Source organism: Desulfovibrio sp. SGI.102 (assembly GCF_050314315.1).
GTDB lineage: Bacteria > Desulfobacterota > Desulfovibrionia > Desulfovibrionales > Desulfovibrionaceae > Desulfovibrio.
The window spans coordinates 25854-41177 of sequence record NZ_JBNPNC010000023.1 but is presented as its reverse complement, the minus strand read 5'-3'; the positions used below and the strand labels follow the sequence as shown (position 1 = coordinate 41177).

General features: G+C 66.6%; 14 protein-coding genes. 10 read left to right on the top strand and 4 right to left on the bottom strand.

Annotated elements, in window-relative coordinates:
• Positions 1–38: 38 nt before the first annotated feature.
• The 8 genes from ACQRCJ_RS06795 to ACQRCJ_RS06760 all read left to right on the top strand — a co-directional run bounded on the left by ACQRCJ_RS06795 (position 39) and on the right by ACQRCJ_RS06760 (position 6530).
• Complete coding sequence (locus ACQRCJ_RS06795) at positions 39–971, top strand: LysR family transcriptional regulator (RefSeq protein ID WP_427799522.1); 933 nt, start codon at positions 39–41, stop codon at positions 969–971.
• A 161-nt stretch (positions 972–1132) separates the two neighbouring features.
• The gene (locus ACQRCJ_RS06790) at positions 1133–1546 is read left to right on the top strand and encodes a cytochrome c maturation protein CcmE (RefSeq protein ID WP_168935077.1); all 414 of its coding nucleotides are present in this window, start codon (positions 1133–1135) and stop codon (positions 1544–1546) included.
• Between the two features lie 110 nt (positions 1547–1656).
• Positions 1657–3591 (top strand): heme lyase CcmF/NrfE family subunit, encoded by a 1935-nt coding sequence (locus tag ACQRCJ_RS06785; protein ID WP_204626549.1) that lies wholly within the window; start codon positions 1657–1659, stop codon positions 3589–3591.
• Positions 3592–3601: 10 nt separating this feature from the next.
• Entirely contained in the window at positions 3602–4327 is a 726-nt protein-coding gene (gene ccmA, locus ACQRCJ_RS06780; protein WP_303931303.1) for a heme ABC exporter ATP-binding protein CcmA, read from the top strand.
• Positions 4324–5001 carry a heme exporter protein CcmB gene (locus ACQRCJ_RS06775; RefSeq protein ID WP_006006720.1) on the top strand — a complete coding sequence of 226 codons (678 nt, stop codon included), beginning with the start codon at positions 4324–4326 and terminating at the stop codon, positions 4999–5001. The genes ccmA and ACQRCJ_RS06775 overlap by 4 nt, the downstream gene beginning before the upstream one ends.
• A complete protein-coding gene (locus tag ACQRCJ_RS06770) occupies positions 4998–5684 on the top strand; it encodes a cytochrome c biogenesis protein (protein WP_168935084.1) in 687 nt (228 codons plus the stop codon). The genes ACQRCJ_RS06775 and ACQRCJ_RS06770 overlap by 4 nt, the downstream gene beginning before the upstream one ends.
• A 161-nt stretch (positions 5685–5845) precedes the next feature.
• Positions 5846–5983, top strand: coding sequence for a CcmD family protein (locus ACQRCJ_RS06765; protein WP_006006716.1), 138 nt, complete (start codon positions 5846–5848; stop codon positions 5981–5983).
• Positions 5976–6530: a tetratricopeptide repeat protein gene (locus tag ACQRCJ_RS06760; RefSeq protein ID WP_168935086.1), complete on the top strand. Its 555-nt coding sequence runs from the start codon at positions 5976–5978 to the stop codon at positions 6528–6530. The genes ACQRCJ_RS06765 and ACQRCJ_RS06760 overlap by 8 nt, the downstream gene beginning before the upstream one ends.
• Before the next feature lie 661 nt (positions 6531–7191).
• On the opposite strand, the gene ACQRCJ_RS06755 is transcribed toward ACQRCJ_RS06760, so the two are convergent.
• From ACQRCJ_RS06755 to ACQRCJ_RS06740, 4 genes are all read right to left on the bottom strand, one after another.
• The gene (locus tag ACQRCJ_RS06755) at positions 7192–9237 is read right to left on the bottom strand and encodes a dipeptide ABC transporter ATP-binding protein (protein WP_427799521.1); all 2046 of its coding nucleotides are present in this window, start codon (positions 9235–9237) and stop codon (positions 7192–7194) included.
• 208 nt (positions 9238–9445) lie between these two features.
• Positions 9446–10987, bottom strand: a complete 1542-nt coding sequence (locus ACQRCJ_RS06750) for an ABC transporter substrate-binding protein (protein WP_427799520.1) — start codon at positions 10985–10987, stop codon at positions 9446–9448.
• Between the two features lie 117 nt (positions 10988–11104).
• Positions 11105–12055, bottom strand: a complete 951-nt coding sequence (locus ACQRCJ_RS06745; RefSeq protein WP_427799519.1) for an ABC transporter permease — start codon at positions 12053–12055, stop codon at positions 11105–11107.
• Positions 12055–13035 carry an ABC transporter permease gene (locus tag ACQRCJ_RS06740; protein WP_427799518.1) on the bottom strand — a complete coding sequence of 327 codons (981 nt, stop codon included), beginning with the start codon at positions 13033–13035 and terminating at the stop codon, positions 12055–12057. Before ACQRCJ_RS06740 ends, ACQRCJ_RS06745 begins: the two co-directional genes overlap by 1 nt.
• Before the next feature lie 328 nt (positions 13036–13363).
• Between ACQRCJ_RS06740 and ACQRCJ_RS06735 the strand changes: the two genes are divergently transcribed.
• Both ACQRCJ_RS06735 and ACQRCJ_RS06730 read left to right on the top strand, forming a co-directional pair.
• Positions 13364–14350: a TOBE domain-containing protein gene (locus tag ACQRCJ_RS06735; RefSeq protein WP_168935842.1), complete on the top strand. Its 987-nt coding sequence runs from the start codon at positions 13364–13366 to the stop codon at positions 14348–14350.
• Positions 14351–14416: 66 nt separating this feature from the next.
• Positions 14417–15238: a substrate-binding domain-containing protein gene (locus tag ACQRCJ_RS06730; protein ID WP_006006696.1), complete on the top strand. Its 822-nt coding sequence runs from the start codon at positions 14417–14419 to the stop codon at positions 15236–15238.
• Positions 15239–15324: the final 86 nt, after the last annotated feature.

The following is a 15324-nucleotide window of genomic DNA, read 5'->3' as shown; positions in this document are numbered from 1 at the left end:
GCATCCGTCACGAATCCGCCAGCAGCCCGGGATGAACTATGAATATCACCATTCGTCAGGTAGATGCCTTTTTGATGGTCGCGGAGCTCCGCAGCTTCACGGCGGCCGGTGCGGCGCTGCACATCACGCAAAGCGCGGTCAGCAACCTGGTCAAGGATCTGGAAGACCAGATAGGCGTCCAGCTTTTTGACAGAGGGAGGCGAGTCGTCAAATTGACGGCGGCGGGCAAGATATTTTTCGAAAAGGCCAGCAGGGCCCAGGACGTGTTCCGCAGCATGGAGCAATGCGCCACGGAACTGCACGATGCCCGCATCCACCGGGTACGCATCGCGGCGGCGCCGCTTTTGGGCTGTACGCTGATCCCGCTGCTGGCCTACCGCTTCATGCGCCGGTATCCGGAGATGCGGGTCGAGCTCGTGGATCTGCCCATGTCCAGGGTCCAGCAGGCCGTGGTGGACGGCAGCGCCGACCTCGGCTACGGCCCTGCCCGTGATCTGGAAGCGGGCGTGACGGGCGAGCTGTTTTTTGAAACGTCTGTCCACATGCTCTCGCTGCCCCAGCACCTGCTGGCAGGGGAGGCCGTCTCCTGGGAGCAGGTGCGCAAGGCGGACGTCATCGCCGTCGGCCGGGAGTCCATCCACTACATCTCGGCGGATGTGGGCGGTGAGGAAGACTTCCATGTGGCGCATACGGTGCACCACATGGCAACGGCGTTCGCTCTGGCGGCCACCGGCGCGGGCATCGCGCTGGCCGGGCGTTTTTCCATCCTGCTGGCCCGGGGCTTCGGCCTTGTGGCCACCCCTGTCTATCCGGTGCTCCGGCGCGCCATGCTCCTGTACCGGCCGGCACGGCAGGAGCTCTCGTCCCCGGCGGAGCTCTTCGTCAGCTTCACGCAGGAATACGCCCGCCGCCACTGCCTGGATTCCCTGCCCGACGATTCCCTGACGGCTCTCGCCAATACGGCAGGCTAGCCCGGTGATACCGGCCGGAGTGTGCGTGCGCGCACACTGGATTCATGCGGCTTTGCTGTCCTATCAGGAGCGATTCTTACTTGTCAAAAAGGCAGGGTTGTGCTAGGGTATGCAGCAGCTTCGTGCCGGGAAAGGCACGTTCTTTCATGCAAGGAGACCCCATGCCCCGCAAGAAAAACACCTGTATGTATCTCGTGGCCGCCCTGCTGTTCCTGGGTGGTCTGGGCTATCTGGTCTTTTCCGGCCTGTCGGAGAATACCGTCTATTTCCTCAACGTCTCCGAAGCCAGGGCCGCCACGGCCGATAAGTTGCAGGCGGCCCGCCTGTTCGGCACCGTGGCCCCCGATAATCTGCTCAAGAACGTGGACGGCCCCGGGGCCAGCTTTTTGCTGCAGGACAAGGACGATGCGGGCCTGACCCTGCCCGTGGTCTACAAGGGCGCCGTGCCGGATACCTTCAAGGCGGGCGCCGAGGTCATCGTGGAAGGGGGCCTGCAGCCCGACGGCCGTTTCATGGCCAAGACCCTCATGACCAAGTGTCCTTCCAAGTACCAGAAGGAAAACCGCAAGAGCTAGGGCGGCGCAGGCCGTACCCTTCCTGACGCACGGCCGGGCCTCGGGGGCCGGTCGCGTCCTCACCGGAAATGTGCCGCCATGGCTGGTCGTGGCGTGCCCAAAGGAGCCCCATGTATTTCATTGCCTATGCCATGCAGCTGCTGACCCTGATCTGTGCTCTGGGCGGCAGTGCGCTGGCGCTTCTGCAGCTCTGGCAGCAGCGCGGCGACGCCCTGGCGCTGATCGAAAAGGTCCACTGGGCCATCACCGGCGCCCTTTCCCTGGCGGCGGCCCTGCTGCTGCACGCCCTGTTCTGGAACGACTTCAGCCTGGTCTATGTGGCCAGCTACACGGACCGTGTGCTGCCCGCCTTCTACCGCCTGACGGCCTTCTGGGCCGGGCAGCCGGGCTCCATGCTGTTCTGGGCCTTTTCCGTGGCCATCAGCGGCAGCATCTTTGCCCTGACGCCCGCCTACAAACGCCTGACGCCCGCCACGCGGCTCTGGTACTGGGGCTTCTTCTACGCCATCATGGCCTTCTTCGCCCTGATCCTCTCCTGCTGGAGCAATCCCTTCGAGATGCAGTCGCCCGTGCCGCCGGACGGCAACGGCCTCAATCCCCTGCTGCAGAACCCCGGCATGATCTTCCACCCGCCGCTGCTCTTCCTGGGCTACGGCGGCTTCACCGTGCCCGCCTGTCTTGCCCTGGCCCAGAGCCTTTCCGGCGGTGAGGGCGAGGACGGCTGGCACCGTGTGACCCGCCCCGTGACCCTGCTGGCCTGGGCCTTCCTGACCGCGGGCATCATCCTGGGCATGTGGTGGGCCTACATGGAACTGGGCTGGGGCGGCTACTGGGCCTGGGACCCGGTGGAGAACGCCTCCCTCATCCCCTGGCTCATCAGCACGGCGGCCCTGCACACCCTCATCGTGCAGGAGCGCCGCAACAAGCTGCATCGCGTGAACGTGGCCCTGATGTGCCTGACCACCATCTCCGCCTTTTTCGCCACCTATCTGGTGCGCAGCGGCGTGGTGCAGTCCGTGCACGCCTTCGGTGACGGCAGCGTGGGCACGCCCCTGACGGTCTTCGTGCTGGGGGGCCTGCTGATCTCCTTCTGGGCGGCCTTCTCCGTGCCCGCGCGCGGGCGCGAGCTGGCGGGCATCGTCAGCCGCGAAGGTTTTTTGGTGATGGTCTGCTGGCTGCTGCTGGCCCTTTCGGTCATCATCCTCGTGGGCACCATGTGGCCGGTCATCAGCCTGCTCTGGACGCCGGAGCCCCACGGCCTGGACGCCAATTTCTACAACCGTGTCTGCGTGCCCCTGGGCATGCTCATCATGCTGCTGCTCATGGTCTGTCCCTGGCTGCGCTGGGACGGCGGCCTGCGTGACGCGCCGCGCTTCTGGCTCGCTCTGGGGGCCTTCGTGGCCTCGGGCGCCGCTTTCTTCTTCCTGGGCTACCGCCAGCCCGTGGCCCTGCTGGCCGCGGCGGGCTCCGTGGCCTGTCTGGCCGGGCTGCTGGCCAGCCTGCCTTCCCTGCCGGGCAAGGGCGGCTGGCGTGCCGTCGGCGCCGCGGGCCTGCATGTGGGCCTGGCGGTGCTGGTGCTGGGCATGGCCTTCTCCGGCCCCTACAAGCAGGAATACGACCTGCTCTTCCAGAACGGCAAGGGCGTGCAGCAGGCCGGTGCCTACCGCGTGGAGCTGCTGGAGGCCCAGCAGGGCCGCGCCGTGGACCACGACTATCTGGAAGCGCGCCTCAAGATCTATGAAGGCGACACGCTGCTGGGCGAGCTCAAGCCGCAGCGCCGCATGTACGACAAGTTCGGTACCATGCAGTTCTCCGAAGTGGATGTGGTCCCCGGTCTGGGCAACGAGCTGTATGCCTCCTTCCTGGGCCTGGACGAGAACGCCTCGGTGCTGATCCGCTTCAGCGTGGAGCCCCTGGTCAACTGGATGTGGATAGGCGGCACGCTCATGTGCCTGTTCCCCTTCCTCATGCTGGCCCGCGGCCGCAAAAAGCAGACGCCCGAAGCGGGGAGCGACGCTCCCGCCGACAATGGGCCGCAGGCCTGAGGCCGCCATCATGCTGCGTCTTGAGAACCTGGCCAAGCTCTACGGCCTCAAGGTGGTCTTCAAAGGGGTGAGCTGCCGCTTCACGGCGGGCAGCATCACCCTGCTGGCCGGGGGCAACGGCGCGGGCAAGAGCACGCTGCTGCGCATCATCGCCGGCCTGTCCCGTCCCTCGGCGGGCGAGGTCATCTTCGACGGCACGGGGGCGGGCGGCGTCGCCCGTGAAGACGGGCCGCGCCTGGCCTATCTGGGGCACGCCACCTTCGTCTATCCGGGCCTGAGCGCGCTGGAGAACCTGCAGTTCTGGGCCCGGGCCCACGGCCTGCGCCCCTCGCGGGCGGAGCTCCTGACCCTGCTGGAGCATGTGGGGCTGGCCGCCCATGCCGAGGAGCGGGCCGGGGTGTTCTCGCGCGGCATGGCCCAGCGCCTGAACCTGGCGCGGGTGCTGCTGCTGGACGCGGACCTTGTGCTGCTGGACGAGCCCGGCACCGGCCTGGACGTCAATTCCATGGCCCTGGTGCGGCGCGAGATGCTGGCCGCCCGGGAGCGAGGAGCCTGCGTCATCGTGGTCAGCCACGATCTGGCGGGCGACAGCCCCCTGGCCGACCGCCTGCTGCTGCTGGAGAACCGCCGCCTGGCCTATGACGGGCCGCCGCAGGGCCTTGCCGCCGTGGATTCCGTGCTCAACGCGGCCACGGGGAATGTGGCCGCGTCCACTGCCGGGGAGGTTCCCGCATGATATCCTTTGCCTTGACCGTGGCCCGCAAGGACCTGCTGCTGACCTTCACCCGCGGCAGCGGGCTGGTGCAGGGCCTGCTGCTGGGCCTGTTGCTGCTGTTCGTGTTCAGCCTGTCGCAGGGCGTGGGCGAACGCATGAGCCCGCAGGGCGCGGGCGCCGTGTTCTGGCTGGGCTCGGCCTTCTGTCAGGTGCTCATCTTCAATACGCTCTATGCGCTGGAAGAGGCCAACGGCGCGCGTCTTGGCCTGTTGCTGGCCCCGGCCCCCATACAGGCCGTGTGGCTGGGCAAGGCCCTGGCCGGGCTGCTGCTCTTGCTGGTGGCCCAGATGTTCTTTTTGCCCGCCGCCGTGGTCTTCCTGTCGCAGGAGATAGGCGCGCTCTGGCCCGTGGGCCTCGGCACGCTGCTGCTGGTGGACGTGGGCATGTGTGCCCTGGGTTCGCTGCTGGGCGCGCTCTCGCAGGGCGGCGCGGCGCGCGAGTCCCTGCTGAGCATCGTGCTCTTCCCCCTGCTGGTGCCCCTGCTGCTGGCGGGGATCGGTGTGGCGGCCCAGGTGTTCGGTGCGCCCGCGCCTGACGGCCCGGCCTCGTGGATAGGGCTGGCCGCCGCCTTCGACGGTGTCTTTCTGGCTGCCGGACTGCTGCTGTTCGGCTTCATGTATTCGGGAGACGAATGATGCAACGCGCCTTTTCCGTGTGGCCCCTGCTGCTGGTGTTGCTGGGCGGTGCGGCCCTGGCCGTGTGCCAGTGGCTGATCTTTTTCTATGCCCCTGTGGAAGCCCAGCTGGGCCTGATGCAGAAGGTCTTCTATACCCATCTGCCGCTGGCCTGGTGGGCGCTCATCAGCTTTCTGGTGGTCTTCGTGGCGTCCATCGTCTACCTGATCCGGCGTTCCCCGGCCGCTGACCGCGTCTGCGCGGCCGCTGCCGAAGTGGGCGTGCTGCTGGCCGGTCTGGCCCTGGTCACGGGCATGATCTGGGCCCGCCGCTCCTGGGGCGTCTGGTGGACGTGGGATCCCCGCCTGACCACCACGCTGGTCATGTGGTTCATCTATGCGGGCTATCTGGTGCTGCGCGGCCTGGACCTGCCGCCCCAGCGCAAGCGCATGATCTGCGCCGTGGTGGGCGTGGTGGCCTTTCTGGACGTGCCGCTGGTCTTCCTTTCGGCCCGGCTGTGGCGCTCCATCCATCCGGCGGTGTTCGCCTCCAAGGGCGGCGGGCTGGAACCTGAGATGAAGCTGACCGCCATCGCCTGTGTGGCGGCCATGGGCCTGTTCTGGGCGGGCCTGGTGTGGCTGCGCACCCGCCAGCTGGGCCTGCGCGACCGGCTGGACAGCCTGCGCCTGCAGGCGGAAGACTGATTTTCGGTCCCCGGTCTGTCCTGTCCGCCGCATGCGGCGGGATGACGGCCGCGGATGCGCCGCTCCCGGGGAGCGGACAGGCGGAGCCGTGCTCCGTCCGGGCTCGGTGAGCCCTGTTTTCAACGGATACAAGCGGGATCCCCGCTTTCAAGGAGTGCCCTATGGACAGCAATTTCCTGTGGCTGGTGGCGGCCGGTGCCGCCGTCTGGCTGGGTCTGGCCGCGTACCTGGTCTTCATGGGCTGTGCCCAGCGGCGTCTGGATGCCCGTCTGCGCCAGATGGAGATCCTGCATGACTGATAGCCGTCTTTCCTTCACCGCCCGCGCCATCATCCTGCTGCTGGGCCTGAGCCTGCTGGTCATGCTGGGCGTCACCATCAAGGAACGTGTCAGCAATCCGCATCTGGTGACCGAACGTCCCACGGCCCCGCAGGGCATGGGACAGGAACAGAACCTGCTGGCCAGCCTGATGCAGAAGGTGGCCGCCGAGCCCACCAACAAGGATGCCCTGATGCATCTGGCCGAACACCTGATGGCCACCCAGGAATGGGACGCCGCAGCCACCTTTGCCCAGCGCGCCGTGGCCCTGGACGTCAACGATCCCCAGCCCCTCTACATGCTGGGCGTCATCCTGCACAATCAGGGCAAGCCGCAGGAAGCGGCCGCGACCCTGGAAAAGGTGGTGGCCCTGCGGGACGACGCCACGGTGCGTTACAGCCTGGGCGTGCTCTACAGCTACTTCCTGCAGCAGAAGGACAAGGGGCGCGCCCATTGGGAGGCCGGCCTCAAGGATCCGAAGATCTCGCCCGAGATGCGGCAGGCCATCGAAGAAGAGCTGAAAAAATAACCCCTTCCCCATCAAACACAAAAAGGGCGCCCTCGGGCGCCCTTTTTTCATGCCCTGTGGCCGACAGGAGATGGAGGCTACGTTGAGGCCCCCTCTTCGCCGTCTCCAGCCTTTGCCCGGCATCCTCTCCTTCCGGCCCGTTCCGGGGCAGGCAACCTGCCTTCTTTATTAAAATTTCCTTTGTGGTTTGAGACCTCTCCCTTCAGGGAGACAGTCCGCACGACCCCTGTCCGTCGGCTGCGGAGGCGGTAGCCGTTGCCCGCACCAGCGGGCTTACGGATAGCGACAGCGCTTTCATGGGCTGTCTTGCCGCGTAACACATTGCTGTCTTTATCCGTAGCTTCCTGCGTCACAACGGCTAAAGCTCAGCTGGCGGATGGGGCGACTGTGGATTGAAACATCAGGTCTTGCCCTTTCCCGGTGTCCACCACGAAAAAAGCCGCTCACCATGGAGCGGCCTTCCAGCGTTTTCTCTCTTTCTCCTTCGTGCCCATGCCGGGAACACAGCGCCATCCCTGCCCTCCGGACAGCGGCGGGGACAGGCGACATCACCAGAGCAAAAGTTTTTTCGGGGATGGGGGCGTGGGGGAAGGGGCAGTTTTTACCAAAAAACGCCCCTTCCCCCACAACTCTCCCAAACACCTTCCTCCCCGCCCGACACTCAGCCACGCAGCCAGTGGCCGGGATGGACCTCGCGCCACGTGCCGTCGCTTTCGTCATCAGGACAGGGCAGGATCTCCTTGCGTTGCTCGAACAGGGGATCCGGCACGGGCATGGCCGAGAGCAGGGCCCGGGTGTAGGCATGCAGGGGCCGGGCGAACAGCTCTTCCGTGGGGGCCAGCTCCACCAGGCGGCCGTGACGCATGACGCCCACGCGGTCGCAGAGGTAGCGCACCATGGCCAGATCGTGGGCGATGAACAAAAAAGTGAAATCGTGCCCCTGCCGCAGATGGCGGAACAGGGCCATGATCTGGGCCTGGATGGAGACATCCAGCGAGGCCACGGGCTCGTCGGCCACGATGAAGCGCGGCTCCAGGGCCACGCTGCGGGCGATGGCCACGCGCTGGCGCTGGCCGCCGGAGATCTCGGCCGGATAGCGGTCCAGGAAACCGACATCGAGACCCACATGCCCCAGCAGGCGGACGACTTCTTCCCGGCGCTGGCGGGCATCGCGGAAGACGTTCTGGATGACGAAGGGCTCGGCGATGATGTCTTCCACGCGCATGTGCGGGTTCAGGGCCGCGGAGGAATCCTGGAAGATGATCTGCATCTGGCGCCGGCGTTCCTGCCGCAGGTGCGGGGCCTGGTCGTGGATGTCGTGCCCGTCGAAGAGGATGCGGCCCGTGGTGGGCGGATACAGGCCCATGACGGCGCGGGCCAGCGTGGACTTGCCGCAGCCGGATTCCCCCACCAGACCGAACATCTCGCCCCGGCGGACGGCAAGGTCGAGCCCGTCCACGGCCCGGACGGTCAGGCCCCTGCCGGGACGGAAGTGCAGACGCAGATCCTGCAATTCCAGCAGGGGGCGGCCGTCATCGTTGGGGGCGTGGCCGTGCGCATGGTCCTTTGTGGTTGCCGCGGCTGTTCCCTGCTGGGCGGCCAGACGGTCATGCAGGCGCTGGTGCCCCTCTCCGAAGGCATAGCGGCTGTCGGACATCTCCAGCGCATGGGCGCTGTCGGTCCAGCACAGGCTGGCACTGCCCCGGCCCGGCGTGATGTGCAGGGGAGGCTCCACTTTGGGGGCCTGCGGGTGCAGCAGCCAGGTGGCGGCCTTGTGCCCGGGGCTGACCTCGAAAAAGGGCGGCATGCGCTGGTAGTCCACCTTCATGGCCCAGGCGTTGCGCTCCGCAAAGGCATCGCCCGGCGGCGGGTCCAGCAGGCTGGGCGGCATGCCGGGGATGCCCCGCAACTGCCCGCTGCGCACGGCCAGCGCGGGCAGGGCCCCCAGCAGGCCCCAGGTGTAGGGATGCCGGGGATCGTAGAAGACATCGGCGGCGCTGCCGGTCTCCACCAGACGCCCCGCGTACATGACGGCCACCCTGTCGGCCACGCGGGCCACCACGCCCAGATCGTGCGAGACGAGGATGATGCCCACGCCGGTCTTGCGCTGCACGTCGCGCAGCAGATCCAGCATGCGGGCCTGCACGGTCACGTCCAGCGCGGTGGTGGGCTCGTCGGCCAGCAGGATGCGCGGCCCCAGGGCCAGGGCGATGGCCAGCACGCAGCGCTGCCGCATGCCGCCGGAAAAATAGTGCGGTTGCAGGCGCATGCGCGCCTCGGGATCGTCGATGCCCACCAGTTCCAGCAGTTCGAGGGCCCGCTGCCGGGCCTGCTCCGGGCGCATGCGGCGATGGCGGCGCAGGGCCTCCATGATCTGGTCGCCCACGGGCAGGGTGGGGTTGAGGCTGGCCATGGGATCCTGGAAGAGCATGGCAGCCTGCGGGCCGCGCACGGCGCGCATCTGCCGCTCGCTGCAGGGCACGATGTCGCGGCCTTCCAGCAGGATGCGGCCCGAGATGCGGGCATTGTCCGGCAGCAGGCGCAGGATGGAGCGGCAAAGTACGGACTTGCCGCAGCCCGATTCGCCCACGATGGCCAGGGTCTCCCCGGCGTGCAGTTCCAGATCGACGCCGAGCACGGCCTGTACCTGTCCGGCGGGGGTAGCGAAGGTGATGTGCAGGTCTTCCAGTTGCAGCAGGGGCGTCATGGCAGGGACGGGGTTGAGGTTGGAGAAGGGCGCCGGACAGCGTACGGCGCGGGGACGGCAGCCGCGCCCGCGTCTTTTCCCGGCGGGCCATCCGGCCGGTGCGGCGCGTCAGGTTCGGGACAGGGGGCCGCAGGACGGCAGACGACGGGGGCACCGCGTCCGGCCTGCGGACGACGGCACCCCCGTCAGAAACATCTTCCTGCGGCGTCTAGCGCTGCAGGGTCCAGTCTTCGATGTTCCACATGACGCCCACGGCATGATGCCCCAGGACGCGGGTGGTATCCAGCCCCTTGAGACCGGCCACGCTCACATAGTTGCCGTGCAGGTAGACCAGGGGCAGCTGCGCGGGCATGGCGGCATAGGCCACTTCAAAGGCCTGATAGGCGGCCTTGCGCTTGGCGGGATCCTCGGTGGCGCGGCCCTCACGCAGCAGCTCGTCCACCTTGGGGCTGGAATAGGCCATGTTGTTGTCGCTGGCGCCGGTGACGAAGCTCTTGAACACGCCGTCGGGGTCGAACTCGGCGGCAAAACCGGCCAGATAGCCGTTGTAACCGGCCTTCCAGTCGAAGCGCGTGACCAGGGCGATGTTCATTTCCACCCCGGCTTTCTTGAACTGGCGGGACAGGACGTTGATGATGTCCACGCGCTCTTCTTCGTAGTCGCGCACCTGGATGATGAAGGAGAAGCGCTCGCCGTTGCGGGCGTAGATGCCGTCCGGGCCCTTTTTCCAGCCCAGGCGCTCCATCTCGGCCGCGAACTTTTTCAGGTCATAGGGATAGACGTCGGCAGCGGGGTTGCCGCCCAGAGGGCTGGTCTGGATGGGGCTGAAGGCCGGGAAGCCCTGGCCCGCCAGCACGCCGTCCACGATGGCCTGCTTGTCCACGGCGTAGTTGAGCACCGCGATGGAGTCCTTGTTGCGCTGCCAGAAGGGCGTGTGGAAGTCCATGGCCACCGTGCGCAGGTCGGCGGTGGTGAAGTCCACGGTGGTGAAGCCGTCCTTGCCGCGGAAGGTGCGGGCATACTTGGCGTTGAGCCAGGCCAGGTCGGCCTCGCCGGAACGCAGCATGAGGGCCTTGGTGCTCTCCACGGCCACGGTCTTGTAGACGATGCGCTCGATGGACGGCACCTTGCCGTAATAGTCCGTGTTGCGCTCCAGCACGATCATGCCGCCGGCCGTGTCCCAGGAGACGAACTTGAAGCGGCCGGTACCCACGGGAGCATGGTTGGCGGGCACGGTGTTGATGTCGTGGCCCTCATAGAGGTGGGCGGGCAGGATGCCCATGCAGAAATTGTCCAGCATGGCCGCATTGACCCGCGCCAGCCGGATGATCACGGTGCGCTCGTCCGGGGCCGAGATCCGGCTGATGTCCTGATAGTTGCTGGTGATGGTGGAGGTCAGGGTCTTGTCGCTGGTCAGGGCCGTGTAGGTGTAGACCACGTCCCGGGCGCTGAAGGGCGCGCCGTCGTGCCATTTGACCCCGTCGCGCAGGTGGAAGGTATAGGTCAGGGTCTTGGGATCATAGTCCACGCTTTTGGCCAGGTCGGGCACGGGCAGGCCCTTGGCGTCGAACTTCATGAGCCCGGAAAAGATGATGGTGGGCAGTTCCTGATGGGGGCTGAGCACGGGGTTGATGGTGTCCTCGTTCTCGCCGGCATAGACCAGGGTGTTGGCCATGTCGGCGGCCGGGGCCGGATGGGCGGTCAGCAGGGCCAGAGCCAGCAGGCAGCAGGACAGCAGGGATCGTTTCACGGCGGGGTTCCTCGGCGGCGGGCCCGGGGCCCGGGTTGAAGTTTCTCGGCGGACGGGGGAACGGAGATGCCCCCGGGCGGGCGGCATGTATCCGGGGCAGGCGGGGCCTGCCGGTGTTCAGAGATTGCTGGGGCCCCGGATGCTGTTGCGGCGGAAGTGGTGACCCAGGCTCGTGATGCAGAGCAGGGCCGTCACCAGGAACAGGCCGGGGATGAGGATCACCCACCAGGTGTTGAGCAGCAGGGCCTTGTCGGCCAGGGCCAGCATGCTGCCCCAGGAAAGTTCGTCCACAGGCAGGCCAAGGCCCAGGAAGCTGAGGGTGGATTCCATGGCGATGCTGGTGCTGACGGCCGAGATGACCACGAAGAGGATGGCCGAGACCACATTGGGCACCAGATGGCGGCGCATGATCCAGCCAAAGCTGCCTCCCATGCAGCGTGAGGCCAGGATGTATTCGCTGTGGCGTATCTGGCGCACCTCGCCGCGCACGATGCGGGCCAGGGCGAACCAGCCCGTGACGCCGATGAGCAGGGCGATGCTCAGGGCGTTCTGGGGACCCAGAAGGGAGACGGCCAGCAGCAGCACCAGCAGCACGGGGATGCTCTGGACGAGCTCCACAAGGCGCATGAGCAGGGCGTCGGTACGGGCCGGGGCGATGCCGGACAGGCAGCCGTAGGCCACGCCCAGCACGGTGATGACCGCGGCGCTCAACAGGCCGATGAGCAGGGAGGCCCGGCCGCCGAACCAGATGATGGAATAGATGTCCCGGCCCAGGGAGTCTGTACCGAAAAAGAACCGGCTGCCGGGCGGGGTGTTGCGGTCGGCAAGGTAGAATTCGGCGGGGTCGTGGTTGGCCAGCCAGGGCGCGCACAGGCAGCCCAGCACCAGCAGGAGCAGCAGGCACAGGGGCAGCAGGGGCAGACGGGCCAGGCGCTGCCGCCAGCCGGGACGGCGCAGGGCCGGGCGGTGTTCCCGCCAGCCCGCGCCCACCAGCTCGAAGGCATCGTCGGGGAGGGCCTCCTCCGGCCGGGTCACGGCGCTGTGGGGGGCCGTACGGGTCTCGTCCATCAGCAGACCACCTCACCGCTCTTGATGCGCGGGTCGATGGCCTCGTTGATGCTCTGGGCCAGCAGACTGCTGATGATGACCATGGCCCCGGTGAACAGGACCATGAGCATGAGCAGGTTGTAATCGTGATACTTGGCGCTGGAGATGGCCAGCAGGCCGATGCCGGGATAGTTGAACACGGCTTCGGCCACATAGGTGCCGCTGAGCACATGCGGGATGGAGATGGCCATGATGCCCACCACCGTGGGCATGACGTTGCGCAGGCAGTGGCTCCAGAGCACGCGGGTGCGGCCCAGGCCCTTGGAGCGGGCCAGCAGCACATAATCGCGCCGTACTTCGTCCAGCAGCTTGTTGCGGATCATGTAGGCGTAATACCACAGGTGGCTGGCCACCATGACGGCCAGCGGCAGCACCAGATGACGGGCGCGGTCGGCGATGTCGCCGGCCTTGCCGTAGCCGTAGGCGCCGCTGCTGGGCAGCCATTCCAGATTGACGCTGAAGACCAGCACCAGCAGCACGCCCAGCCAGAAGGCCGGGACATAATAGGCCGTGGTGCCCACCCGGCAGATGAGGCGGTCCAGGGCGCTGTGCTCGAAGCGGGCGCAGAGCAGGGCCAGGGCGATGGCCAGCACGAAAACCAGCGCGTAGGCCAGCCCGCCCAGCAACAGTGTGTTGCCCAGCAGGGGCAGGACCACATCCACCACCGGGCGCTTGTATTTGAGCGACATGCCGAAGTCGCCGTCCAGCACATTGCCGGCCCAGCGTTGGTACTGTTCCCAGATGGGGCCGTCCAGGCCCAGGCGCCGGCGGGCGGCGTCCAGCTCGGCGCTGCTCATGGATTGCACGGCATCGCCGTAATAGGATTGCAGGGGATCGCCGGGCGTCAGGCGCGAGATGTAGAAGACCGCCAGCGAGAGCGCCAGCAGCATCAGCACCAGCAGCGCTGCCTTGCGCAGCAGGGAGGCTATGAGGGTCGGCATGACATCCTCCGGTCGGCCTGACGGTCGCATCCGGTTTTGGTGTTACAAATTACAAATCCGTGTCACGGCTATTTAGGGCCATAAAAGCTGCCGTGTCAAGGCAGGGGCCGGAAAAAAGCGGACATGGCGTGCTTTCGCGCCATCCTGCGGACAGGAGCGGCGCGTGCGCGTCCGGCTGTCTGTTGCCGCTGCCCGCCGCCGGAGGGGTGGTCACCAAAACATGGAAAAATCATTCCTGATTCTGCCGAAAACGTGACAAGAGCCGGGAAATGTCGTATGCCTTGCGCAGTCTTCGCGAGACGTTCAGCCCCTAAAGAGAGCCGCCGCAGTGTCCCATCTGACCCGAGAAAAACTGGAAGCCCTTTCCCGCTGCTGGGAGCAGTGGGAAGCCGAGGCCGCCACGCCCCAGCGCAAGGTGGCGCGTGCCCGGCTGCATCTGTTGTTCCTGCTGCTGCGTTACGGCGGCCTGCGCCTTGGCGAGGCGCTGGAGCTGGACGCCCGCAAGGATGTGGACACCGTGACCGGTATGGTGCATGTTCCGGGTCCCAACAGCCGGGACGTACTGCTGCCCCTGAGCGCCATGCGCCATGTGCGCCGCATCCTGAGCCTGCCCGAGGCCGAGAGCATGGGCAGGGACTTTTTGCACTTCGACCAGGGCTTCATCCGCAAGAGCTTCTATGCCGTGGCCCGGCCGCTGGGGCTGGACAGGGCCCTGGTGGGGCCGCGCGCCATCCGCTACGCCCGCGGGCTGGAGCTTCTGGACCTGCATGTGCCGGTCAACCTGGTGCAGAAATTCCTGGGCCAGCAAAAGCCTTCGCAGATCGCGGCCTTCCTCAACTTCTCCGACGGCGCCGCGCGGCGCATGGTCCAGAACAAGACCCTGGGGCCCTCGTCCGGCACGGACCCGCTCTGCAATTCCTTTCTGGGCATCGTGGAGGACATTTCCGTGGGCATGCGCATGGCCTCGGTGAGCGTGCGCACCTTCGGCGACATGCGCCTTGGCGTGCAGTGCGGCACGCGCCAGTTCGTGCATATGGAGATCCACGCCAACCAGGTGGTCACCGTGCTGGTGGACCCGGAACAGATCGTGCTCTCGCGCAGCCGTGCCACGCTCAGCATGGGCAACTGCCTGCCCTGTACGGTGCAGAGCATCCACCAGGATCAGGTGGAGTCCTTCGTCTCGCTGGAACTGGGCGACGGCTCGCGCCTGTGCGCCACGGTGGAGACGCCGGGCCTGCTCCGGGTGGGCATCTACGAGGGCCAGAAAGTCTACGCCCATTTCCCGTCACGGGCCGCGCGCCTGTGTCTGGACTGATATTTCCCGCAAGGGGCCGCCGTTCCGAACCGGCGGCGCATCATCAACCAATCAAGGAGTCGTATCATGAAAAACCTGAAAAAACTGTTCCTGCCCGTGCTGGCCGCCGCCTTCCTGGCCGCTCCGGCCCAGGCTGCCGACACGCTGATGATGGCCACCACCACCAGCACCCAGGATACCGGCCTGCTGGAGTTCCTGGCCCCCACCTTCCAGAAAGAGACCGGCATCGAGCTGAAATGGGTGGCCGTGGGCACCGGCAAGGCCCTGGAGATCGCCAAGAACTGTGACGCCGACGTGCTGCTGGTGCACGCCCCCGCCGCTGAAAAGGAATTCGTCAAGGCCGGTCACGGTATCGACCGCCGACAGGTGATGTACAACGACTTCGTGGTGGTGGGCCCCAAGGCTGACCCCGCGGGCGTCAAGGGCAAGGATACCGCCGCCGCCCTCAAGACCATCGCCGACAAAAAGGCCTCTTTCGTGAGCCGCGGCGACCAGTCCGGCACCCACAAGGCCGAACTCAAGCTGTGGAAGCAGTCCGGCCTCAATCCCGACAAGGAAGCCTTCTACATCTCCGCCGGCCAGGGCATGATGGCCACCCTGAACATGGCCGCTGAAAAGAGCGCCTACACCTTGACCGACCGCGGCACCTGGATCAAGTTCAACGCCCAGCAGGGCGCCAAGAACCCCCTGGCCATCGTGGTGGAAGGTGACAAGGCCCTGTTCAACCAGTACAGCGTCATCACCGTGAACCCCAAGCAGTGCCCCAAGACCAAGGCCGACCTGGGCAAGAAGTTTGAAGACTGGTGGGTGGCCCCCTCCACCCAGAAGCGCATCGCCGAGTTCAAGCTGGAAGGCAAGCAGCTCTTCTTCCCCAACGCCGGCAAGTAGCGTTTTTCCGTCCGTTGGCGGGGACGGTCTCCGGGCCGTCCCCGTTTTGTTTTTCGACCTCCCTCCACGGATTCCCTCCGTCGCAT

Coding starts and splice junctions, on each gene's coding strand:
- ACQRCJ_RS06745 (WP_427799519.1), bottom strand. CDS start 12,055: ATGGACGAGACCCGTACGGCCCCCCACAGCGCCGTGACCCGGCCGGAG.
- ACQRCJ_RS06755 (WP_427799521.1), bottom strand. CDS start 9,237: ATGACGCCCCTGCTGCAACTGGAAGACCTGCACATCACCTTCGCTACC.
- ACQRCJ_RS06770 (WP_168935084.1), top strand. CDS start 4,998: ATGATGCAACGCGCCTTTTCCGTGTGGCCCCTGCTGCTGGTGTTGCTG.
- ACQRCJ_RS06785 (WP_204626549.1), top strand. CDS start 1,657: ATGTATTTCATTGCCTATGCCATGCAGCTGCTGACCCTGATCTGTGCT.
- ACQRCJ_RS06795 (WP_427799522.1), top strand. CDS start 39: ATGAATATCACCATTCGTCAGGTAGATGCCTTTTTGATGGTCGCGGAG.
- ACQRCJ_RS06740 (WP_427799518.1), bottom strand. CDS start 13,035: ATGCCGACCCTCATAGCCTCCCTGCTGCGCAAGGCAGCGCTGCTGGTG.
- ACQRCJ_RS06765 (WP_006006716.1), top strand. CDS start 5,846: ATGGACAGCAATTTCCTGTGGCTGGTGGCGGCCGGTGCCGCCGTCTGG.
- ccmA (WP_303931303.1), top strand. CDS start 3,602: ATGCTGCGTCTTGAGAACCTGGCCAAGCTCTACGGCCTCAAGGTGGTC.
- ACQRCJ_RS06790 (WP_168935077.1), top strand. CDS start 1,133: ATGCCCCGCAAGAAAAACACCTGTATGTATCTCGTGGCCGCCCTGCTG.
- ACQRCJ_RS06760 (WP_168935086.1), top strand. CDS start 5,976: ATGACTGATAGCCGTCTTTCCTTCACCGCCCGCGCCATCATCCTGCTG.
- ACQRCJ_RS06730 (WP_006006696.1), top strand. CDS start 14,417: ATGAAAAACCTGAAAAAACTGTTCCTGCCCGTGCTGGCCGCCGCCTTC.
- ACQRCJ_RS06775 (WP_006006720.1), top strand. CDS start 4,324: ATGATATCCTTTGCCTTGACCGTGGCCCGCAAGGACCTGCTGCTGACC.